The sequence below is a fragment of the Streptomyces odontomachi genome (assembly GCF_024435355.1).
Lineage (GTDB): Bacteria > Actinomycetota > Actinomycetes > Streptomycetales > Streptomycetaceae > Streptomyces > Streptomyces odontomachi.
Map to the genome: position 1 here is coordinate 1,019,834 of NZ_JAMJWG010000001.1, position 19,175 is coordinate 1,039,008.

Below are 19,175 nucleotides of genomic sequence, written 5' to 3' on the forward strand. Positions count from 1 at the left end.
AACGTGTAGCACCGTCCCGGGCGCACCAACCCAGCGCCCGGGCCAACGAAGCCAAGGAGACGCGCCGATGACCACGACCGCCCCCGGTCGGACGTCACCCGGGCGGTCAAGACCGCCGGAAACCGGGCAGGCGGCACCCGTACCGATCCCCAGGTGGCGCCGCCGGCTGCGGCCCTACCTGCTGTCCGTGCCCGCGCTCGCGGTCGTCGTCGGCATCCTCTACCCCTTCGTCCTGGGCGTGTACTACGCGTTCCTGGACTACGCCGCCGACACCCCCAACCCGGTCTTCGTCGGCCTGCGCAACTTCCGCAGCGTGCTGGGCGACCCGGATCTGTGGCACAGCGTGCAGGTCACCCTGGAGTACGCGGGACTGGCGACCGCCGTGGAGACCGTGCTGGGGGTGGGCGTGGCGCTGCTGCTCAACCGCTCCAGCCTGGTGGGGCGGATCTTCGAGAAGGTGCTGATCCTGCCGCTGATGATCGCGCCGGTGATCGCCGCCACCACGTGGAAGCTGATGTTCAGCCCCTCGTTCGGGATCCTCAACCACGTCCTGGGGCTCGGACACGACTTCAACTGGCTCAGCGAGGACAACGCGCTGTTCTCGGCGGTGCTGGTCGACGTCTGGATCTACACGCCGTTCGTGGCCGTGCTGGTGCTGGCCGGGGTCCGCTCGCTGCCCAGGGAACCCTTCGAGGCGTCCGACGTCGACGGCGCCAGCTGGTTCTACATGTTCCGGCGGCTGATGCTCCCGATGATGTGGCCGTACATCCTGGTCGCGGTGATCTTCCGGCTGATGGACTGCCTGAAGATCTTCGACGTCATCTACGTGCTCACCACCGGCGGACCCGGCAACGCCACCACCACCTTGCAGGTCAACGCGTACGAGGACTCGATCACCCACTTCGACTACTCGCGGGGCAGCACCTATATGTTCCTGCTCTGGATCATCGTCTTCATCACCGCACGCTTCCTGGTGAGCGTGCTGGGAAGGGCCCAGCGGCGCGCCGCCGGGGCGGAGGAGAGCTGATGGCCACCCACCCACCCACTCCTGAGGCAGCGGGGAAGCCCTCGAGGCGGCGGGGGAGGGTCACCCCCGGCGGCGTCATGGCCGATCTGCTGATCGTCTTCTGGTTCGCCTTCTCCCTCTTCCCCATCGTCTGGATGCTGCTGCTCTCGCTGAAGAGCAACACGGAGCAGACGTCCACCTACTTCTCGTTCTCTCCCACCCTGGAGAACTACTCCACCGTCCTCAGCTCCAAGGGCACCACCCTGACCAGCGTCGACTTCAAGGGTGCGCTGCTCAACAGCGTGCTCGCGTCCGGCGGTGCGGTCCTGGTGTCGCTGGTGATCGGGATCCCGGCCGCCTACGCCGCCGGACGGTGGAAGTTCCGCGGATCCGACGACCTGATGTTCCAGATGCTCTCGTTCCGCTTCGCGCCGGAGCTGATGGTGATCGTCCCGCTGTTCGTCATCTACCACCAGCTGGACCTCTTCGACACCCGGGTCGGCATGGTCTGGGTGCTGCAACTGGTGACGATGCCGCTGGTGGTGTGGATCCTGCGGTCCTACTTCCAGGACCTCTCGCCGGAACTCGAACAAGCCGCGCTACTCGACGGATACACCCGCAGGCGCGCCTTCCTGATGGTGGCCCTGCCGCTGGTGCGGCCCGGCATCGCCGCGTCGGCGCTGCTGGCGTTCATCTTCGCCTGGAACAACTACGTCTTCCCGCTGATCCTCACCGACAGCGGCGCCACCACCGCCACCGTCGCGGTCACCAAGTTCCTCGGCGGGGGCGGGCAGGCCTACTACAACCTCACGGCGGCCGCGGCCCTGATCGCCGCACTGCCGCCGCTCATCCTCGCCCTGACCATCCAGCGCTACCTGGTACGCGGGCTGTCCTTCGGAGCGGTGAAAGCCTGATGGCAACGGTCGAACTGGAGAAGGTCCGCAAGACCTACGGCAAGACCCTCGCCCTGGACGAGCTCTCCCTGCACCTGGCCGACGGCGAGTTCTTCGTGCTGCTCGGCCCGTCGGGCGCGGGCAAGACCACCACCCTCAAGAGCGTGGCCGGGCTCCAGGAGGTCGACGCCGGCCGGATCCTGATCGGCGGCACCGACATGACGCAGGTGGAGCCGTACGAGCGCAACGTCGCGATGGCGTTCGAGAGCTATGCCCTCTACCCCCAGAAGACGGTCTTCGACAACCTCGCCTCCCCGCTGCGCTCCGGCAGGACCGGCCGGTACACCGCACGGCAACAGAGCGAGCGCATCGAGGCGGTGACCACCACCCTCGGCATCGACACCCTGCTCAAGCGCTTCCCCCGCGAACTCTCCAACGGCCAGCGCCAGCGGGTGGCCCTGGGCCGTGTCCTGGTGCGCCCGGCCGACGTCTACCTGCTCGACGAACCGCTGTCCCACCTCGACGCCAAGCTTCGGGCCGCCATGCGCGCGGAGCTCAAGAGCCTCGGCGAACTCTCCTCCACCACCACCTTCTACGTCACCCACGACTACCAGGAGGCACTGGCCCTCGGCGACCGGATCGGCATCCTGCGCGCGGGGACGCTGGTCCAGGTCGGCACCCCGCAGCAGGTCTGGTCGCAGCCGGTGGACACCTTCGCCGCCAAGGCGCTCGGCCAGCCGGAGATCAACCTGCTCGACGGCGAGGTGGTGGACGGCCGGATCGTCGCCGCAGGCGGATCCGTGACCGTCCCCGCCCCCGAGCCGGGACTGCCGCCGGGCACCCCCGTCCGCCTCGGCCTGCGCCCCCGTGACCTGGAGCTGACCGGCGCGGATCCGACCGGACCGCGGAAGACGCCGGAGGCCGCCGACACCTTGGTCGTGCCCGGCAAGGTCCGGCTGGCGGAGCGGTTGGGACGACTGGTCGAGCTCAGTGTCGACATCGACGGAGCCGAGCTGATCGTGGTCTCCTCCAGCGACCGGGCCCCCGCGGAAGGGGACACCGTCCGGCTGGCCGTCCCGCTCGACCTGGTGCACGTCTTCGCCGGTGGCGAGAGGGGCGAGGAGACCGCCCGACTGGGCTCGGCGGCGCCCCCTCGCACCGACACCGACCGTCCGCAGCCCGCACAGGAGACCCGATGACCACCCAGGCCAAGGCGGCGCCGATCGCCAAGGACCTCGTCCTGGACGCGCTGCGCAAGACCTACAGCGCTCGTGGACGCGAGCCCTTCGAGGCGGTACGAGGCATCGACCTGGCGGTGGAACCGGGCGAACTGGTCGCCATCCTCGGCCCCTCGGGCTGCGGCAAGACCACCACTCTGCGGATGATCGCCGGCCTGGAGACGGTCACCTCGGGCGACATCCGCATCGGCGGCCGGTCGATGCCGCACCTGCCGCCGGGAAAGCGGAACATCGGCGTGGCGTTCGAGAGCTACGCCCTCTACCCGCCGCTGACCGTGCGGGAGAACATCGCCTACGGTCTGCGGGCCCGCGGTGTGAAGGACGCCTCTCGGCAGGTGGACGCGCTGGCCGAGCGGCTGCGGATGACCGAGCTGCTGCCGCTGCGTCCGGCCGGTCTGTCCAGCGGGCAGAAGCAGCGGGTGGCACTGGCCCGCGCCCTCATCCGCAACCCGCCGGTGCTCCTGCTCGACGAGCCGCTGTCCCACCTCGACGCCTCCCACCGCCAGCAGGTCCGCCGTGAACTGCGCCTGCTGCAACGCGAGTTCGGCTACACCACGATCGTGGTCACGCACGACCAGCTGGAGGCGTTGAGCATGGCGGACCGCATCGCGGTCATGGACGCAGGCGTCATCCAGCAGTTCGGCACCCCGGACGAGATCTTCGACGACCCGTGCAACCAGTTCGTGGCGGACTTCGTGGGCGAGCCCAAGATCAACCTGATCCAGGGCATCGTGGAGCGCCGGGAGGACCAGGTGTTCGTCCGTATCGGCGACGCGTCCGCGGTGCGCACCGCGGCCCGCGAACCCGAGCACGGCCGCACCGTCGTGGTCGGTCTCAGACCGCAGGACTGCCGCTTCGACGCCGCGGACGGGACGTCGGTGGTGGCGGGCGAGGTCGTGGTCCACGAGGACCTGCTGGAGTTCGGCCTGGCCACGGTGGCGGTGGGCACGGGACCGGGAGCATCTGCTGTGCCCGCACAGCAGGACGGGAGGGTGGTCGCCCAGACCCCGGCGAACCTGACGCCGCGCCGGGGCGAGACGGTGCGGTTCTGGGCTCCGCCGGAGCGGGTCTACCTCTTCGACGCCACGACCGGGGAGCGCCTGCGCTGAACCGCCGGGGGCGGCGCCCCGGTCGGTGCCGGAGCGCCGCACTGACCGGACGTCACCTCGGAGGAGCACGGCAGGGGTGAGGAGTACGGCAGGGGTGGCGGGTGGTGCACCCGATCGCTCACCGGCCCGTCGTCGTCTTCGCCCTCAGCCAGTCGGCGTAGCGCGTGGGGGCGATGCGGGCGCCCTGGGGTGCGACGAGGACGTCGCCGTGTGCGGCGGCGAACATGCCGGCGGTGTCGTCCACGGTCACCGAGCGCGTGTCGCCCTGGGCGGCGAGGGTGATCCTGCCCAGTTCGTCCAGCGGGTAGGTGTCCGGTCCGCCGAGGTTGAGGGTGCCGTTCAGGGGCGCTCCGGCCGCGACGTCGCTCACCGTCGCGGCGACGTCGGCCGCCGCGACCGGCTGGAGGGGAGTGCGGGGCAGGCGCACGGTGTCGTCGTCGGCGGTCCAGGACAGGGCGGCGTCCATGAACTCCATGAACTGGGTGGCGCGGACGATGGAGTAGGGGACGGGGCCGGCTTTGAGGATGTCTTCCTGGAGGGTCTTGGCGCGGTAGTAGTCGAGCTCGGGCACCTGCTCGACACCGACGATGGACAGGATGACGAAGTGCCCGGTGCCTGCCTGTTCCGCGGCGGCGAGGAGGCGGTCCATCGAGGTCTGGAAGAACGCCAGGGAGGCGTCGTCGAAGGTGGGGGAGTTGGTCAGGTTGACGACCACGTCGGCACCGGCCAGCGCCGCGTCCACGCCCTGGCCGGTGAGGACGTCGACCCCGGTGGACAGCGAGTGGGGCACCGCCTCGTGCCCGGCCGCGTTCAGGTTCCGTACGACCTGGGATCCGATGAGCCCGGTGCCGCCGATGACTGCGAACCGCATGGTGTGCATCCCGCCTCTGCTCTGTCCGATATAGACAGGATGGATCTTATGACTGATCCTCGGCTGAGCCTGAGATGACACTGCGGGGGCGCGGTGATGGTGGCTGCGGCGGCGGTGGCTAGTGCATCCAGACCAGGACCGCGATCCTGATCTGCTGCTCCTGCCGTGCGATCACGTACTCCAGGAGGACGGGCTCACCGCGGACCTCCAGGGAGTACCGCAGCCCGGTGTCGTCCATCGGATCACCCGGAGGCTGCCGGCCGAGGTCGATGGCTCCGCCGACCTCGAGGGCGAGGGCACGCAGGAAGTTCGTCGTCGCCTTCGCCAGGCCCTCAGGCATGGCGAGGACGGTCTGCGCCGGGATCTCCTCGGCCCAGACGGACCAGCTCACTGCACTCCCTCGACGCGGGCGGCCAGGGTGCTGAGCGGAATGAGGGCCCGGCCGGCGGCGGCGTTGGCCCGGCTGCGGTCGGCCTGAGGGGCGGCGTTGAGCATGGCGGTCTTCCACCAGCGGTGCATGACCTCGGGCACCTCGGCGGCCTCGGCGGCGAGCACCTGGCCGTAGAAGCGGGCTCGGTCGCCACCGGTCAGGGCGTCCCCGATGTCGTTGATCGTATGGGGGATGGCTGTGGCGCCGCCGTCTACGGGACCGTCTGGCTGAACAGTCATAGAGGTGTCCTCCCCGGCATGCCGCGTCCGGTCCAGCTTAGAAGACCGGAGCACCGCACGGGGTGTCATCGGCGTGTCCGGGACCGGCGGGGCGACCCATCCGCTGCTGACGGGGTCGGCGGTCGCCACTTCACGGACTGCAACGAAACCGAGACCATCGACCGGTTCTGCGGCACCCCGCAGGACGTCACCCGGTACGCCGTCGACCCGGACCCTGCGCGACGCTTGGGGGCGCGGTCCGAAGACCTGCTCGCGAGCCCGGCCGAGGCGTGTGTGGAAACGGTGTCGGCTGCCCCTGTGCGCGCCCTCGCCGAGGCCGCTCGGCCACCGTCCGACGGCTGCCGTATCGCCGGCCGACTGGCCGTGTGACCAGGCACACTGCCGCTCGCCTGGCCCGTGGGACAAGGCTCGCGCCGAGGTGAGACGAGGACCTCTCCCGGGCTACTTGCGCGGTACGGATAAAAATCTAAGATGCATGGATCACAGATCAAAGGGCAGGTGCCCGTCCCGGTTAGCAGGCAGAGGAGACCCGCGACCTCATGAGGGCGGGGCCTCAGATCATGGACGGGTGTGTGGTGATGGCCACAGTCGCTAGGCCTTCGGAGGGGACTCCGGAGGAACAACCCGCGCTGCGCAGAGACATGGGCCGTATCAGCCTGCTCTTCGCCGGTGTGGGATCGATCATCGGGTCCGGCTGGCTCTTCGGCGCGTTGAACGCGGCGAAGATAGCCGGCCCCGCGTCGATATTCTCGTGGGCGATAGCAACGGTGATGATCCTTCTCATCGGTATGTGCTTCGCCGAACTGGGAACGATGTTTCCGCTTTCGGGCGGTGTGGTGCGCTTTCCGCACCTTTCATTTGGTTCCTTCGCCAGTTACACCATGGGGTGGATCACCTGGATCGCCGCCGCGACGGTGGCGCCGATCGAGGTCGAAGGTGCTCTTCAGTACGCCACGAAATGGGCGCATTTCACCGATTTCCATGAAGCGAACGGCGCGTACACGCTCACTGCTTCCGGCTATGCGATCGCCGTGGTCGGCATGGCGTTCTTCGTGGTGCTGAACTACTACGGCATCCGCTGGTTCGCCCGTGTCAACAACGTCCTCGTCTGGTGGAAGCTGTTCGCGATCGCCCTGGTGATCGTGATGTTCTTCGTGACCGCGTTCCACGGCCACAACATCGGGGCCGCGGAGTACGGAGGCTTCGCCCCCGGCGGTGCCAAGGGCATCTTCACGGCGATATCCACCGCCGGCATCACCTTCTCGTTCCTCGGCTTCCGCCAGGGTGTCGAGCTGGCGGGCGAGACCAGCAACCCGCGGCGCAACGTTCCGTTCGCCGTCATCGGCTCCGTGGTGCTCACCGGTGTGATCTACGTCCTGCTCGAGGTGGCCTTCCTCGGCGCCGTCCCTGAGGGTGACCTCAAGCACTCGCACGGCTGGATCAACCTGACCTTCGCGAACGACTTCGGCCCGCTGGCCGCGATCTCCAGCGCCATCGGCCTCGGCTGGCTGGCCTACCTGCTCTATGTGGACGCGGTCATCTCGCCTGCCGACACCGGTCTGATCTACACCACGGTCACGGCCCGCATCTCCTACGCGATGGCCCGTAACCGCAACGCTCCGGCTCCGCTGGCAAAGACCACGTCCCAGGGTGCGCCGCTGGTCAGCCTGATCCTGGCCTTCGTGCTGGGTCTGATCGTCTTCCTGCCGTTCCCCAGCTGGCAGGAACTGGTCGGGTTCATCACCTCGGCGACCGTGCTGTCGTTCGGCTCGGGACCGCTGGTGCTGGCCGTCATGCGCCGCCAGATCCCGGACTACGAGCGTCCGTACAAGATCCCCGGCGGCGACATCATCCCGTTCCTCGGCCTCTACTCGGCGAACCTGATCGTGTACTGGGCCGGCTGGAACACCAACTACAAGCTGTTCGCCACCATCGGCATCGGCTTCGTCATCCTGGCGATCCTCCAGATCGTGGACAAGGACCGTGCCCCGAAGATGGACTGGAAGTCCGGCGCGAGCTGGGTCCTGCCGTGGCTGGTCGGTCTCGCCCTGATGAGCTGGGCGGGCGACTACGACGGCGGCAAGGGCTGGATCGGCCTCGGCTGGGGCTTCGTGGTCAGCCTGGTGCTGACCGCCATCGTCTACCTGCTGGCGCTGCGGGTGCAGCTGCCGCGCGAGCGGGTCCTCGAGCAGATCGCGGAGGCGAAGGAAGAGGCCCGCATCGAGGATGCGGAACTGAGCGGGGGCCACTGACACCCCTGAGCGGCACGCCGACCCGGAGCGGGCTCCGTCCTCCCCAAGGAGGCGGGGTCCGCTCCGGACCCGTTTCCGAGGCCGCCGCGGTGTTCGCTCCGTCACAGATCAGGCGTGGCCGGAGTGATGTCGCTCACGCGCTCCCCAGATCTGCTCGCCCGGATCGGGAGCCGGTCTGAGGCGCATGCGCACGTAGTCGGCGTTGCCGGGACCGGCCCGGTGGTGTCCGTCCGGCTGCCAGCCGTGCCGGGCGTAGAAGGTCTGAGCGCGGGTGTTGCGCTCCCACGCCTCCAGGACACCCGTGGTCAGGGACGTCTCCCTCAGGAACGTCACGAACGCCGCATGGAGCCGGCTGCCGACACCCCGTCCCCAAAGGCCGGGGCGGACGTGGATCTGGTAGAGCTGACCTGCGGTGGTGGCATCGACGTCGGCTTCGTAGGGCGGGCCCATCGCCACCACGCCCACCACGTCGCCCTCGCGTTCGGCACACACCACGGTCCGGTCGTCGCACTGGACGGCACGCATCCAGCTCTCCCGCCGGCCGGCGCGTGCGTCGAGAGAGGCGAGTTCCACGCTCGGCACGCCACCTGCCTCGTAGTACGCCGTGCGAGCCAGAGTGTGCAGGTCGGTGATGCTCTCCACGTCGTCGGGGCGCGCCGCTCGCAAGAGCGTTTGCGGAGTCGTCATGACCGGATGACGCGCCGGCTTCGGTCGGTGGTTGCCGTGACGGCGCCACCGGCTCCTCGAATGGTGGCTCCACCGCCTTCGAGGAGCCGGAGTACGGTGCTGCCGGGTCGTTTCCGGCTGCGGCGGCGAGGCGCACGACGGGGCCTCCCCGGCCGCGACCTCAGCCCGGCTTGCGCAGCAGGAAGACGTGGTAGCCGAGGTGGTCCTGGATGAACCGGCGCAGGAGCGGCATCAGGGTGTCCAGCTGCGCCGTGGTATCGGGACCGTAGCGGTCCACGATCCGGTCGTGGTGGTCGCGGTAGAGCACGTCCATCAGGTCGCCGGTGACATGGAAGTTCTGGCTGTGGTCGGTCAGGCTCACCAGTTCGAAGCCGGCCCGCGCCGTGCGCTCCAGCAGGATGGCGGGCGTCTCGGGTGGCGGCGAGGTCCACACCGTGCGCCAGACGGCGAGGTGCTCGGGCGTCGGCTCGCCGTGCCTGGTGAACTCGGTGAGGAGCAGCCGCCCGCCGGGACGCAGCACGCGCAGGGCGCCACGGAGCGCGGCCAGACGGTCCGACATGTGCGCGAACGAGTCGATGGCCCAGGCCGCGTCGTAGGACTCGGCGGCGTGCTCCGGACCCAGGTCCATGGCGTTGCCGAGGGCGAAGGTGACCCGGTCGGCGAGGCCTGCCTCCTGGGCGCGTTGTATGCAGGCGGAGACCTGCGAGGCGCTCACGGTGACTCCGGTGACCCTGGCACCGCTGGCGCCGGCCAGCCGAACGGCGGGACCGCCGGTGCCGCAGCCGATGTCGAGCAGGTGGTCGTCAGGGCCGAGCCCGAGGACGTCGATGTAGTGGTCGGTCTGCCGGTCCATGGCGAGGTTGGCCAGATCGGGCAGAGTCGAGGCGGGGGCACGGGTGCCGGGAGGCGTCCACATGCCGACGTGGATGGCGGAATCACCGAGGATCAGCCCGTACAGATCACCGAACTCGTCGTACGAGGCGCCGACTTCCTCGGCGGTGGGGGCGGTCTGCGACGTGTCGTTCTGTGCGGTTACAGGGATTTCGTCCGCTGCCATGGAGCCACGGTAGCGGCGCCCGCCCGGGGCGGGGGCGAGATGCGGCCACCTCGGTCCGCGCGGAATCGGCCGCGGCGAGGAGCCCGAAGGTGCCGACCTTCCTCAGCTCTCCCTGACGCGAACGGAGGCGGCCTCCAAACGTTCCGTAAGCAGGAATTTACCCATGAGAAACATCACGCTCTCGAACACCTACACGACGTGTACGTCCGGCCACGCTCGGAGAGAAAGTTGCCTGACGCACCTATCAGGGGGTGCGACGGCGACGGAAACGTGAGGTGATCCCCATCTGCGGCATCACGGGCTGGGTCTCCTACCAGCGGGACCTGACGGCGCAGCAGGACGTGTTGGACGCCATGACCGAGACCATGGCCTGCCGCGGGCCGGACGCCCGCGGCACCTGGACGGCCCACCACGCGGCGCTCGGGCACCGTCGACTGGCGGTCATCGATCTGCCCGGCGGGGCCCAGCCGATGACCGTGGACACGCCCGACGGGGCGGTGACCATGGTCTATTCGGGCGAGGCGTACAACTTCACCGAGCTGCGTGACGAACTACGCCGCGCGGGCCACCGGTTCACCACCGACTCCGACACCGAGGTGGTGCTGCGCGGCTACCTGGAGTGGGGCGAGGGGCTGACCGACCGGCTGAACGGGATGTACGCCTTCGCCATCTGGGACGACCGGACCGAGAAGCTGGTCATGATCCGGGACCGGATGGGCATCAAGCCGTTCTACTACTACGAGACCGACGACGGTGTGCTGTTCGGCTCGGAGCCGAAGGCCATCCTGGCGCACCCGCTGGTCGAACCGGTGGTCGGCCTGGACGGGCTGCGGGAGGTGTTCTCGTTCGCCAAGTCGCCCGGCAGCGCCGTGTGGCAGGGCATGCGGGAGATAAGGCCCGGGCACCTGGTCGTACTCGACCGGCAGGGCCTGCGCGAGCGGTGCTACTGGAAGCTGGAGGTCACCGGGCACACCGATGACCGGGAGGTGACCGTGCGCCATGTGCGGGAGCTGCTGGACGACATCATCGAGCGTCAGCTGGTCGCGGACGTGCCCCGCTGCACCCTGCTCTCCGGTGGCCTGGACTCGTCGGCGCTGACCGCGATCGCCGCCCTGCAACTGGACGAGAAGGGCGAACGGGTCCGCAGCTTCGCGGTGGACTTCCCCAACCAGGCCGAGAACTTCCAGGCCATCGACGTGTCACCGACGCTGGACACGCCGTACGTGCACGCCGTGGCCAAGCATGTGAACAGCGACCACTCGGACATCGTGCTGGACGGTTCGGCGCTGTCGGACCCGGCGGTGCGCCGGGCGGCGGTCGGTGCCCGGGACCTGCCGATCGGGCTCGGGGACCGGGACAACTCGCTGTACCTGTTGTTCAAGGCGATCCGCGAGCACTCCACGGTGGCCCTGTCGGGCGAGTCGGCTGACGAGGTCTTCGGCGGATACCCGTGGTTCCACGACGAGGAGCAGCGCAGCGCGGACACCTTCCCGTGGCTGGCCGGCCTGGGCCGGGGGATGGGCCCGGGGATGATGCTGCACGAGGACCTGAAGAGCCGTCTTGACCTGGAGACGTACGTCAGGGACAACTACCTGGACGCGCGGCGTTCGGCACCGGTGGGCGACGGCGAGACCGGGCTGGAGCGGCGCATGCGCGAGGTGTGCCACATGCACCTCACCCGTATGGTGCAGTCCCTGCTGGACCGCAAGGACCGCATGAGCATGGCGGTCGGCCTGGAGGTCCGGGTGCCCTTCTGCGACCACCGGCTGGTGCAGTACGTCTTCAACACCCCCTGGTCGTTGAAGACCTTCGACGGGCGGGAGAAGAGCATCCTGCGCGGCGCCACCCGGAACGTGCTGCCGGCCTCGGTCGCCGACCGCAAGAAGAGCGGCTATCCGGGCACCTTCGACCCGGACTACCTGCGGGCGATCCAGGAGCAGACCCGCGAGTTGATCAACGCGCAGAGCCCGGTGCTCGACTTCTACCAGCGTGACCTGCTGCTGGCGGCCACCAAGGCGGAGTCGCAGCACATCACCCAGGCGCAGCGCGCCGTGCTGGAGCGGGCACTGGACCTGGCGGTCTGGTTCGACCTGCACCACCCGGTGCTGCAACTGGACTGACGCCGCCGCCCACCGTGCGCCCCTCCGCCCCCGTGCCGCACGCCACGGGGGCGGGGCGCGGCCTACGGGACGGCGCCCTGGATGTACTCGGTGAGGGCCTTGCCCGGGCGGAAGCCCGCGGTGCCGTCCGTGCTCTGGAAACTGCCGAAGCTGCCCAGCACGACCGTCTCACCGCGCTGGAGCGCCTCGGCGATCACGCCGGGGTGTTCCACGGTTCCGAACATGGCGTCGTACACCCATTCGATCTCGCGTGGTGCGAACCGCCACCCGTTGTCCGCGGCGTTGGTCGTGACCGCGGTGATCAGCTGTGACCTGTCCATGTGACCTCCTGCGCCGGTTCTCGTCCACCACCACGATTGGGGGTGCCGTTGCGTGGTGCACGTCCTGGCGGGCGCACGGGTGGCCGGTCACTCGCTGTCGCGGGCGCCGTGGGGGGCGTGGAAAGAGCCCCTGGTCCTTGCGGGCAGGGGCTCTGGGACGCGCCGTTCCTCACGGTGGGATGGGTCAGCTGTTGGAGTTCAGGACCGGGTAGTAGCCGCTGGCGTGGCCGGTGGCGGTGGGGTGGTAGGTCTCCCAGCTGGGCGAGACGACCAGGGCGTGCAGCCAGTCGTCGCCGGAGCACAGCTCGTGGCCGCTGAAGGTGGTGCGCACATCGCCGAAGGCGAAGCCGTGGGCGGCGGCACGGGCGGCGATGACGGTGTCGAGCGCGTCGGCCGCCTCGTCGATCTTCTGGTGCTTGGTGTCGGAGAGGCCGATGCAGGTGACGCCGAGCTTGTACATGCGCGGGTAGCCGAGGACGACGACCTTCGCGTTGGGCGCGGCGGAGTGAATGGCGTCGTAGGCCGCGTCCAGGCGGCCGGGCAGGGTGTTCTGGGCGTAGCTCTCGGCCTGGTCGACGCGGTTGACGCAGTCGCTGTCGCTGCCGGTGACGCAGGTGGTCATGGTGTCGGCGAAGCCGGCGTCGTTGCCGCCGATGGTGAGGGACACCAGGGTGGTGGCGGAGCTGAGGTGGCCGAGCTGGTTGTTGATGACGTCCGTGGTCACGGCGCCGGAGCAGGCGTCGTCGTTGAACGAGGACGGCGAGTGGGCGTTCTTCCACAGGTAGGGGTACGCGCTCAGGCTGCGGTGGCAGTCGCCGCTCGCGCTGTCGTAGTTGCCCGCGCCGTTACCGGACGAGTACGAGTCGCCCAGCGCGACGTACGCGGCTCCGGCGGCCTGCGCGGGGCTGGTGAGGGTCAGGCTGAGCCCGGCGGCGACGGTCAGTGCGGCGAGGGCGGCCAGCGGCTGTTTGGTTGTCATGAAAGCTCCCGTGGGGGGTGGCAAGTTGCTACCCACAAGTAGCAAGTTGTGGCGCCCAAGGGAAGTGTCCATGTCAAAAATAGGGGTTGCTGTGGGCGCGAACGCGAACCGTCACGGAAGCACTTGCTTCAAGTGCACTTGAAGGTCTTAGCGTGAACGACATGACGGTGATCGACAGCACCCCCGTGAAGTCCCCGCCGCCCGTGGACGTCTGCGTGTCCGCGGGATCGGTGCATCCGCGACCCGATGGCCAGGACCGCTACACGATCAGCGAGGTCGCGGCCCACACCGGGCTCAAGGCGCACACCGTGCGCTGGTACGAGGAGATAGGGCTGATGCCGCCCGTGGCCCGGTCGCAGCACGGGCAACGGCTGTTCAGCAACCGGGACCTGGACTGGCTCGGCTTCGTGACCAAGCTACGGCTGACGGGGATGCCGGTCGCCGACATGGTCGACTTCGCGGAACTGGTCCGCCAGGGCGAAGCCAGCTACGACGAGCGGCGGCAGATCCTGCAACGCACGCGCGGCGAAGTCGTCGCGCGCATGGCGGAGTTGCAGGACACGCTCGACGTACTCGACGCCAAGATCGACTTCTACGCGGGTGCCCACCGGGCGCCGGAAAAGGCCTGAGAACCATCATGAACAACGTCATCGAACCGATCCGCAGCGTCGAGCTGGGCACCGCAGGCCCCCTCGTCGGCGTCCAGGGCTTCGGCGCCATGGGCATCAGCGCCGCCTACGGGCCGACGGACGCCGCGGCGGCACGCGCCACGCTGGACGCCACCGTCGAGGCGGGCGTCACCCTCATCGACACCGCCGACATGTACGGCGTCGGTGCCAACGAGGAGTTCCTCGCGCCGTTCGTCGCCGCACACCGCGACGAGATCACGCTGGCCACCAAGTTCGGCATCGAGTACCGCGCCGACGACCCGAACTACCGGGCCATCCGCAACGACCGCGCCTACATCAGGAAGGCCGTCGAGGCGAGCCTGCGCCGCCTTCAGGTCGAGGTCATCGACCTCTACTACATGCACCGCCGCGACCCGGCGATCCCGCTCTCCGAGTCCGTCGGCGCCATGGCCGAGCTGGTACGGGAAGGCAAGGTCAGGCATCTCGGCCTGAGCGAGGTCACCGGCGCGGAACTGCGTGAAGCGCATGACGTGCATCCGATCGCCGCGGTGCAGACGGAGTGGTCGCTGTTCAGCCGGGACGTGGAGCGCCATGTGGTGGGCGTCGCCGCCGAGCTCGGGGTCGCCTTCGTGCCCTACTCGCCGCTCGGCAGGGGCTTCTTGACGGGCACCTTCACCGACGCCGGCAAGGACCTCTCCAACAGCGACTTCCGCCAGTTGCTACCGCGCTTCACCGGCGACAACGCCGAGGCGAACGCCGCCCTCCTGGCACCCCTGCACAAGATCGCAGCCGACCGCGGTGCCACCACGGCGCAGATCGCCCTGGCCTGGGTACAGCAGCGGGCCCAGGTGCACGGCCTGGCCGTGGTACCGATCCCCGGGACCCGCAAGCGCAGCCGCCTCCTCGAGAACGCTGCGGTCACCCGGATCACCCTGACCACGGAGGAACTGGCGCTCCTGGAGCCGATCGCCAGCCGGGTGGCGGGCGACCGCTACGCCGACATGTCGCTCACCTCCGCGGCCCGGGAGGGCTGACCGCTCCCGTCCGCTCCGGCGTGACCGGCCGAAACGGCTTGGCCAGGAGGCCACGGCTGTTGCGAGGACGAGCGGATGGGAGCCGAGACCGCTTACCACGGCGAGAAGGGCGCGTACTTCGCGGCCCTCGCCACGGAGCACGCCTACAACGCACACACCGACCGACCGGCCATGCTGGGGCCGGCCCGGTGACGTGACCGGACTCCGCGTCCTGGACCCGGGATGCGGAGCCGGGCACTACGCCGCCGAGTCGCTGAAGCTGGGCGCCGCGGAGGTCGTCGGCGTCGAAGGGCGCGAGACCCTGCTGGGCGCCGCGCGGGAGCGCCTCGGAGACGGCGCCACATCAACCATCACCTACCGGCGGATGACGCTGGAGAGGTTCCTCAGCGAACTCCTCGGCGCCGGGTTCGTGCTGGAACGGCTGGTGGAGCCGCGGGCCACCGGGGGAGCCCGGTTGGTCGACCCGCGTCGCTACGACAAGACCCACAGCCAACCCTCCTTCCTGGCCGTGCGGCTGCGCCGCGGCTGAACCGCGGCCGCTGGTCCGCCGTTCCGTACGGCCTGCCGAAGCCCGTACGGTCAGCTCGCGGTCCTCCCCTCCAGCGCGTGGCGGCCGACGTCGAAGCTGCGCAGCGCGGCGCCCACCGCGGCCGCGACCGTGACCTCGAAGATCTGGTCTTCGCAGTGACCGGCGGTGGTGAGCCGAGCCATGTCGGTGTCGGTGATCCGGTACGAGGCGTCGCGGACGGTCGTGGCGTAGGACTGCCAGGGTTCGGGGAGCGGGCCACCCGTCGCCGCGGCGGCGCGCAGCGCCGGATCGGTGGTGGCGGGCGCGTCCAGCACCGCGTGACGCAGGTCGGCCACGACGTCACCGTGCTCCGCGGCCGGTCCGTCGGCGAGCAGGAAGGACGGGAAGCGGTAGCCGAACCGGTGCAGCGCGCGGGTACCGCTGTGCAACTGGCCCTCGCGCAGCAGGAAGCCGAACGCATTGGCCAGCGGGTTGACGATGTTCCACACCAGGTTGACGCGCAGCGCCTCCTGCACCGCGTGCTCGGGCAGGTCGACGATCCCGGCGGTGGCCTCGGTGGCCTCGGTGGCCTCGGTGGCCTCGGTGGCGTTCGCGGGGTCCGGGGTGCGGCTGGTCAGGTCGAGGAACTCCCGGACGGCGCGCAGGTGCGGCCGGGCCGACGCGGGATCGTCCGGGTCGACCTCGCCGTGCCCGGCGATCCGGGTCAGCTCGGCGTGCGCGTCGATGCAGAACGGGCACCGGTGCCGCTGCGCGGCGCACATCGCGAGAAACTCGCGCTCCCCGGCGGTCCAGTACGACGGGCCGCGCATCGCGTCGGCGGTGAGGTCCAGCAGCGGACGGGTGAGGAAGCCGGGCCGGTACAGCAGCATCTTCACGATGTCGGGGCTGTCCCCACGTGACGTCGCAGAGGTGAGTGCCAGGAACACCTTGGCGCGGCGGCGGTGGCCGTGGTCGAGGATGGACAGTCTCATCGGTACTCCGTCGCGTCGAGAGCGTGGCACCGACCGGCGAGGAACCGCCGGTCGGCGGGGTTGGTGGCCAGTTCGTGGGCGCGCCGGTAGGCCGACGCCGCCTCCGCGTGGCGGCCCAGGCGGCGCAGCAGGTCCGCGCGGGTGGCGTGCAGCAGGTGGTAGCGGTCGAGCCCGTCGATCCCGTCGATCAGCGCCAGTCCCTCGTCCGGGGTGGTGGCCATGGCCACGGCGGTGGCGTGGTTCAGCGCCACCACCGGCGACGGGGCCAGCGTGAGCAGGCGGGCGTAGAGTGCGGCGATGCCCCGCCAGTCCGTGCCGTCGGCCGAGACGGCCTGGGCATGCAGCGCCGCGATCGAGGCCTGCACCTGGTAGGGGCCGGGCCTTCCGTGGCGCAGCGCCCGGTCCAGCACCCGGACGGCCTCGACGATCTGGGTGCGGTCCCACCGGGACCGGTCCTGATCGGCGAGGAGCACCGCGTCTCCCGAGGCGCTGTAGCGCGCGGCACGACGCGAGTCGTGCAGCAACAACAACGCGACCAGGCCGAGCGCTTCGGGCTCGTCGGGCATGAGAGCGGCCACGAGCTTGCCGAGCCTGATCGCCTCTTGGGGCAGGGTGCGGTGTTCGGGTCGGTCGTGGGCGGCGGTGTAGCCCTGGGTGAAGATCAGGTAGAGCACCGCGAGGACGCCGGAGAGCCGCTCGGGCAACAGCGGGTCGGCGGGGACCTCCAGGCTGATCCCGGCGTCCCGGATCTTCCGTTTCGCCCGTACCAGACGTTGCGCCAGAGCCGATTCGCCGACCAGGAACATCCGGGCGATCTGCCCGGCGGTCAGCCCGGCCACGGCCTGAAGGGTGAGTGCGACCCGGGCGTCCTCGGCCAGGGCCGGATGGCAGCAGGTGAAGATCAGACTGAGCCGCTCGTCACCTATGCCGAGCAGGCTGTTCTCGGCACCGTCCGGCATCCTCGTCACCACCTCGCAGGCCGCGCCGAGTCGGGCGAGCTTCTCCCGGCCGAGCCGGTCGCGCCGCAGCCGGTCGATCGCGCTGTTGCGGGCCGCGGTCAGCAGCCACGCCACCGGATCGTCCGGCGCCGGATCGCCCCAGGCGCGCAGTGCGAGAGCGCACGCGTCCTGAAGCGCGTCCTCGGCGAGTTCGAAGTCGCCGAGGACACGGATCAGGGCGGCGAGCATCCGCGCCCGGTGCTCGCCGTAGACCCTCTGTAGGACCGGTGCGGGGCTCATTCGCCGGTGGCCGCCCGGTGGGCCGGACGGTGGTCCAGGCCCGGCACACCCACGATCGGCCGCACCTCGATCCCGCCCTGCTCGGCCATCGGGCACAGTGCGGCGAGCTCAAGGGCCTCGTCCAGGTTGCGACAGTCCAGGACGTAGACGCCGCCGAGGTGCTCGTGGGTTTCGGCGTACGGGCCGTCGGTGATCATCGTCCGGCCGCCCCGCACGCTGACCGTGGTGGCGGTGTGCTCGCCCTGCAAGGGATGTCCGGAGACGAACACGCCGCGCCGGCGGCACTCGTCGGCGAATGCGTTCACCCTGGCCAGAGCCTCGGCGAAGCCCGGCTCGGTCGGCTCAGGCCGCTCGCAGTCGTAGATCAACAACATGTACTGCACAGGTCCTCCAGTCACCCGGATCACGGTTGCTCGAAGAGGATGACGAACGGGGCGACCGCATCTCGACACCTCGATCCCCCATCCTCACCAAAAACCCGGTCACCGGTGGCGGGCAGCACCCGCAGGACACCGCCGAGGCGTCGATTCCGCGCCGGCGGGCGTTGCGGATCACCTTGCGCATCACCGGACGCGGCGCGCGGCCCAGACGGTGCGTTCGGTGCGTACCGCGAGGTCGTCGCGGCGCAGGATGCTGCCGGGACCGCCGGCGTCGAGCAGCCGGTCGAGCGCGGCGAGGTCCTCGGCCGTGAGCGTGTCGGCGACGGTGTGCCGGATGCGCCGCAGGCTGCCGAGGGCGTACGCGCCCACCGCCGTGGTGCGGGCGCCCTCGATGTGCACCGTGATCGTGCGTTCGCCGTCGAGCGTGAACCCGGCCTCCGTCAGCATCGGGCCCCAGTCGGCACCGCGGTGGGGGACATGCTCGGCGTGGTGCCGGTCGCTGGCCGCGTGGCAGCGTTCTTCCAGGCCGGGCCGGTCCTGCGGAGCGTTCGCCGGCAGGAAACGGGGGAAGCCGGCCAGTTCGACGACCGCGAAGAGCCCACCGGGCACGAGCAGGTCGTGGACCGTGCGCAGGGTGCGGTCGGGGCGGCCCATGTGGTGCATCGAGGCCGAGGCCCACACCAGATCCGGGCTGCCGAGGTGGGGCCAGGCGGCGTCGTCGAGGTCGGCCGCCACGGTGCGCACCCGATCGGCCACACCCCGGTCCCGAGCCTTCTCCGCCAGGCGCTGGAGGTGTCCGGCCGAGGAGTCGACGGCGGTGACGTGCGCTTCGGGGAAGCCGGCGAGGAGGGCGAAGGTGCCGGCGCCCGTCCCGCAGCCCAGATCCACGATCTGGCGTGGCGGTTCCCGGACCGGTAGCCATGCGGTGATGGCGGCGATGTGCTCGGCGAGTACTTCCCCGTCCAGGTCGAGCAGCTCAGCCTGGTCCTCGACGTCGCGCGGGTGGTGGTCGTTCCGGGCCGTGTGGTGGCCGTGGTGGGGAGTGTGCCGTGGTGCTTGGGTCATGTCCGCACGCTACGAGGACCATGCGCGTGCGGCACGGCTGCTTTCCCCATCCGCAAGGAGAGGACCGCATCCGGTGCCGCGCGCGCAAACCGCCACCGCCGGGGGAGGTCACGAGCGGGATCGGTCCG

20 protein-coding genes are annotated in these 19,175 nt (G+C 70.0%); 9 read left to right on the forward strand and 11 right to left on the reverse strand.

The genetic code is table 11. The annotated features are described in order from the left end of the window. Nucleotides 1–67: 67 nt before the first annotated feature. From NQO67_RS04325 to NQO67_RS04340, 4 genes are read left to right on the forward strand one after another with little or no spacing between them, the layout of a single operon-like run. Complete coding sequence (locus NQO67_RS04325; protein WP_255946495.1) at nt 68–1,027, forward strand: carbohydrate ABC transporter permease; 960 nt, start codon at nt 68–70, stop codon at nt 1,025–1,027. Further along, nucleotides 1,027–1,920, forward strand: a complete 894-nt coding sequence (locus NQO67_RS04330) for a carbohydrate ABC transporter permease (protein WP_255946497.1) — start codon at nt 1,027–1,029, stop codon at nt 1,918–1,920. Before NQO67_RS04325 ends, NQO67_RS04330 begins: the two co-directional genes overlap by 1 nt. Continuing rightward, nucleotides 1,920–3,098 carry an ABC transporter ATP-binding protein gene (locus NQO67_RS04335; protein WP_255946499.1) on the forward strand — a complete coding sequence of 393 codons (1,179 nt, stop codon included), beginning with the start codon at nt 1,920–1,922 and terminating at the stop codon, nt 3,096–3,098. The genes NQO67_RS04330 and NQO67_RS04335 overlap by 1 nt, the downstream gene beginning before the upstream one ends. Continuing rightward, the gene (locus NQO67_RS04340; RefSeq protein WP_255946501.1) at nt 3,095–4,246 is read left to right on the forward strand and encodes an ABC transporter ATP-binding protein; all 1,152 of its coding nucleotides are present in this window, start codon (nt 3,095–3,097) and stop codon (nt 4,244–4,246) included. The genes NQO67_RS04335 and NQO67_RS04340 overlap by 4 nt, the downstream gene beginning before the upstream one ends. Nucleotides 4,247–4,364: 118 nt before the next feature. On the opposite strand, the gene NQO67_RS04345 is transcribed toward NQO67_RS04340, so the two are convergent. From NQO67_RS04345 to NQO67_RS04355, 3 genes are all read right to left on the reverse strand, one after another. Continuing rightward, nucleotides 4,365–5,117, reverse strand: a complete 753-nt coding sequence (locus NQO67_RS04345; RefSeq protein ID WP_255946503.1) for an SDR family oxidoreductase — start codon at nt 5,115–5,117, stop codon at nt 4,365–4,367. A gap of 118 nt (nt 5,118–5,235) precedes the next feature. After that, a complete protein-coding gene (locus tag NQO67_RS04350; protein ID WP_255946505.1) occupies nt 5,236–5,508 on the reverse strand; it encodes a hypothetical protein in 273 nt (90 codons plus the stop codon). Continuing rightward, the gene (locus NQO67_RS04355) at nt 5,505–5,786 is read right to left on the reverse strand and encodes a hypothetical protein (protein WP_255946508.1); all 282 of its coding nucleotides are present in this window, start codon (nt 5,784–5,786) and stop codon (nt 5,505–5,507) included. The genes NQO67_RS04350 and NQO67_RS04355 overlap by 4 nt, the downstream gene beginning before the upstream one ends. 578 nt (nt 5,787–6,364) lie before the next feature. Between NQO67_RS04355 and NQO67_RS04360 the strand changes: the two genes are divergently transcribed. Next, nucleotides 6,365–8,038 (forward strand): APC family permease, encoded by a 1,674-nt coding sequence (locus NQO67_RS04360; protein ID WP_255946511.1) that lies wholly within the window; start codon nt 6,365–6,367, stop codon nt 8,036–8,038. Nucleotides 8,039–8,146: 108 nt separating this feature from the next. Here the strand turns inward: NQO67_RS04360 and NQO67_RS04365 are convergent, their stop codons facing one another. Beyond that, the gene (locus tag NQO67_RS04365) at nt 8,147–8,725 is read right to left on the reverse strand and encodes a GNAT family N-acetyltransferase (protein WP_255946513.1); all 579 of its coding nucleotides are present in this window, start codon (nt 8,723–8,725) and stop codon (nt 8,147–8,149) included. Between the two features lie 160 nt (nt 8,726–8,885). Continuing rightward, the gene (locus NQO67_RS04370; protein WP_255946515.1) at nt 8,886–9,782 is read right to left on the reverse strand and encodes an SAM-dependent methyltransferase; all 897 of its coding nucleotides are present in this window, start codon (nt 9,780–9,782) and stop codon (nt 8,886–8,888) included. 284 nt (nt 9,783–10,066) lie between these two features. Between NQO67_RS04370 and asnB the strand changes: the two genes are divergently transcribed. Beyond that, a complete protein-coding gene (asnB, locus tag NQO67_RS04375) occupies nt 10,067–11,902 on the forward strand; it encodes an asparagine synthase (glutamine-hydrolyzing) (RefSeq protein WP_255946776.1) in 1,836 nt (611 codons plus the stop codon). A 62-nt stretch (nt 11,903–11,964) separates the two neighbouring features. Here the strand turns inward: asnB and NQO67_RS04380 are convergent, their stop codons facing one another. Both NQO67_RS04380 and NQO67_RS04385 read right to left on the reverse strand, forming a co-directional pair. Next, nucleotides 11,965–12,222 carry an HU family DNA-binding protein gene (locus NQO67_RS04380; RefSeq protein ID WP_255946517.1) on the reverse strand — a complete coding sequence of 86 codons (258 nt, stop codon included), beginning with the start codon at nt 12,220–12,222 and terminating at the stop codon, nt 11,965–11,967. Between the two features lie 184 nt (nt 12,223–12,406). Continuing rightward, nucleotides 12,407–13,201 carry an SGNH/GDSL hydrolase family protein gene (locus tag NQO67_RS04385; protein ID WP_255946519.1) on the reverse strand — a complete coding sequence of 265 codons (795 nt, stop codon included), beginning with the start codon at nt 13,199–13,201 and terminating at the stop codon, nt 12,407–12,409. Between the two features lie 161 nt (nt 13,202–13,362). Between NQO67_RS04385 and NQO67_RS04390 the strand changes: the two genes are divergently transcribed. The 3 genes from NQO67_RS04390 to NQO67_RS04400 all read left to right on the forward strand — a co-directional run bounded on the left by NQO67_RS04390 (nt 13,363) and on the right by NQO67_RS04400 (nt 15,393). Next, nucleotides 13,363–13,830, forward strand: coding sequence for a MerR family transcriptional regulator (locus tag NQO67_RS04390; protein WP_255946521.1), 468 nt, complete (start codon nt 13,363–13,365; stop codon nt 13,828–13,830). 8 nt (nt 13,831–13,838) lie between these two features. Further along, nucleotides 13,839–14,864: an aldo/keto reductase gene (locus NQO67_RS04395; RefSeq protein ID WP_255946529.1), complete on the forward strand. Its 1,026-nt coding sequence runs from the start codon at nt 13,839–13,841 to the stop codon at nt 14,862–14,864. 193 nt (nt 14,865–15,057) lie between these two features. Further along, a complete protein-coding gene (locus tag NQO67_RS04400) occupies nt 15,058–15,393 on the forward strand; it encodes a methyltransferase domain-containing protein (protein WP_255946531.1) in 336 nt (111 codons plus the stop codon). Nucleotides 15,394–15,443: 50 nt separating this feature from the next. On the opposite strand, the gene NQO67_RS04405 is transcribed toward NQO67_RS04400, so the two are convergent. The 4 genes from NQO67_RS04405 to NQO67_RS04420 form a co-directional block, all read right to left on the reverse strand. Beyond that, nucleotides 15,444–16,364 (reverse strand): carboxymuconolactone decarboxylase family protein, encoded by a 921-nt coding sequence (locus tag NQO67_RS04405; RefSeq protein ID WP_255946533.1) that lies wholly within the window; start codon nt 16,362–16,364, stop codon nt 15,444–15,446. Next, nucleotides 16,361–17,602, reverse strand: coding sequence for an RNA polymerase sigma factor (locus NQO67_RS04410; RefSeq protein WP_255946535.1), 1,242 nt, complete (start codon nt 17,600–17,602; stop codon nt 16,361–16,363). The genes NQO67_RS04405 and NQO67_RS04410 overlap by 4 nt, the downstream gene beginning before the upstream one ends. Beyond that, entirely contained in the window at nt 17,599–18,000 is a 402-nt protein-coding gene (locus NQO67_RS04415; protein WP_255946537.1) for a YciI family protein, read from the reverse strand. The genes NQO67_RS04410 and NQO67_RS04415 overlap by 4 nt, the downstream gene beginning before the upstream one ends. A gap of 165 nt (nt 18,001–18,165) precedes the next feature. Then, entirely contained in the window at nt 18,166–19,047 is an 882-nt protein-coding gene (locus NQO67_RS04420; protein ID WP_255946539.1) for a class I SAM-dependent methyltransferase, read from the reverse strand. Nucleotides 19,048–19,175 lie beyond the last annotated feature (128 nt).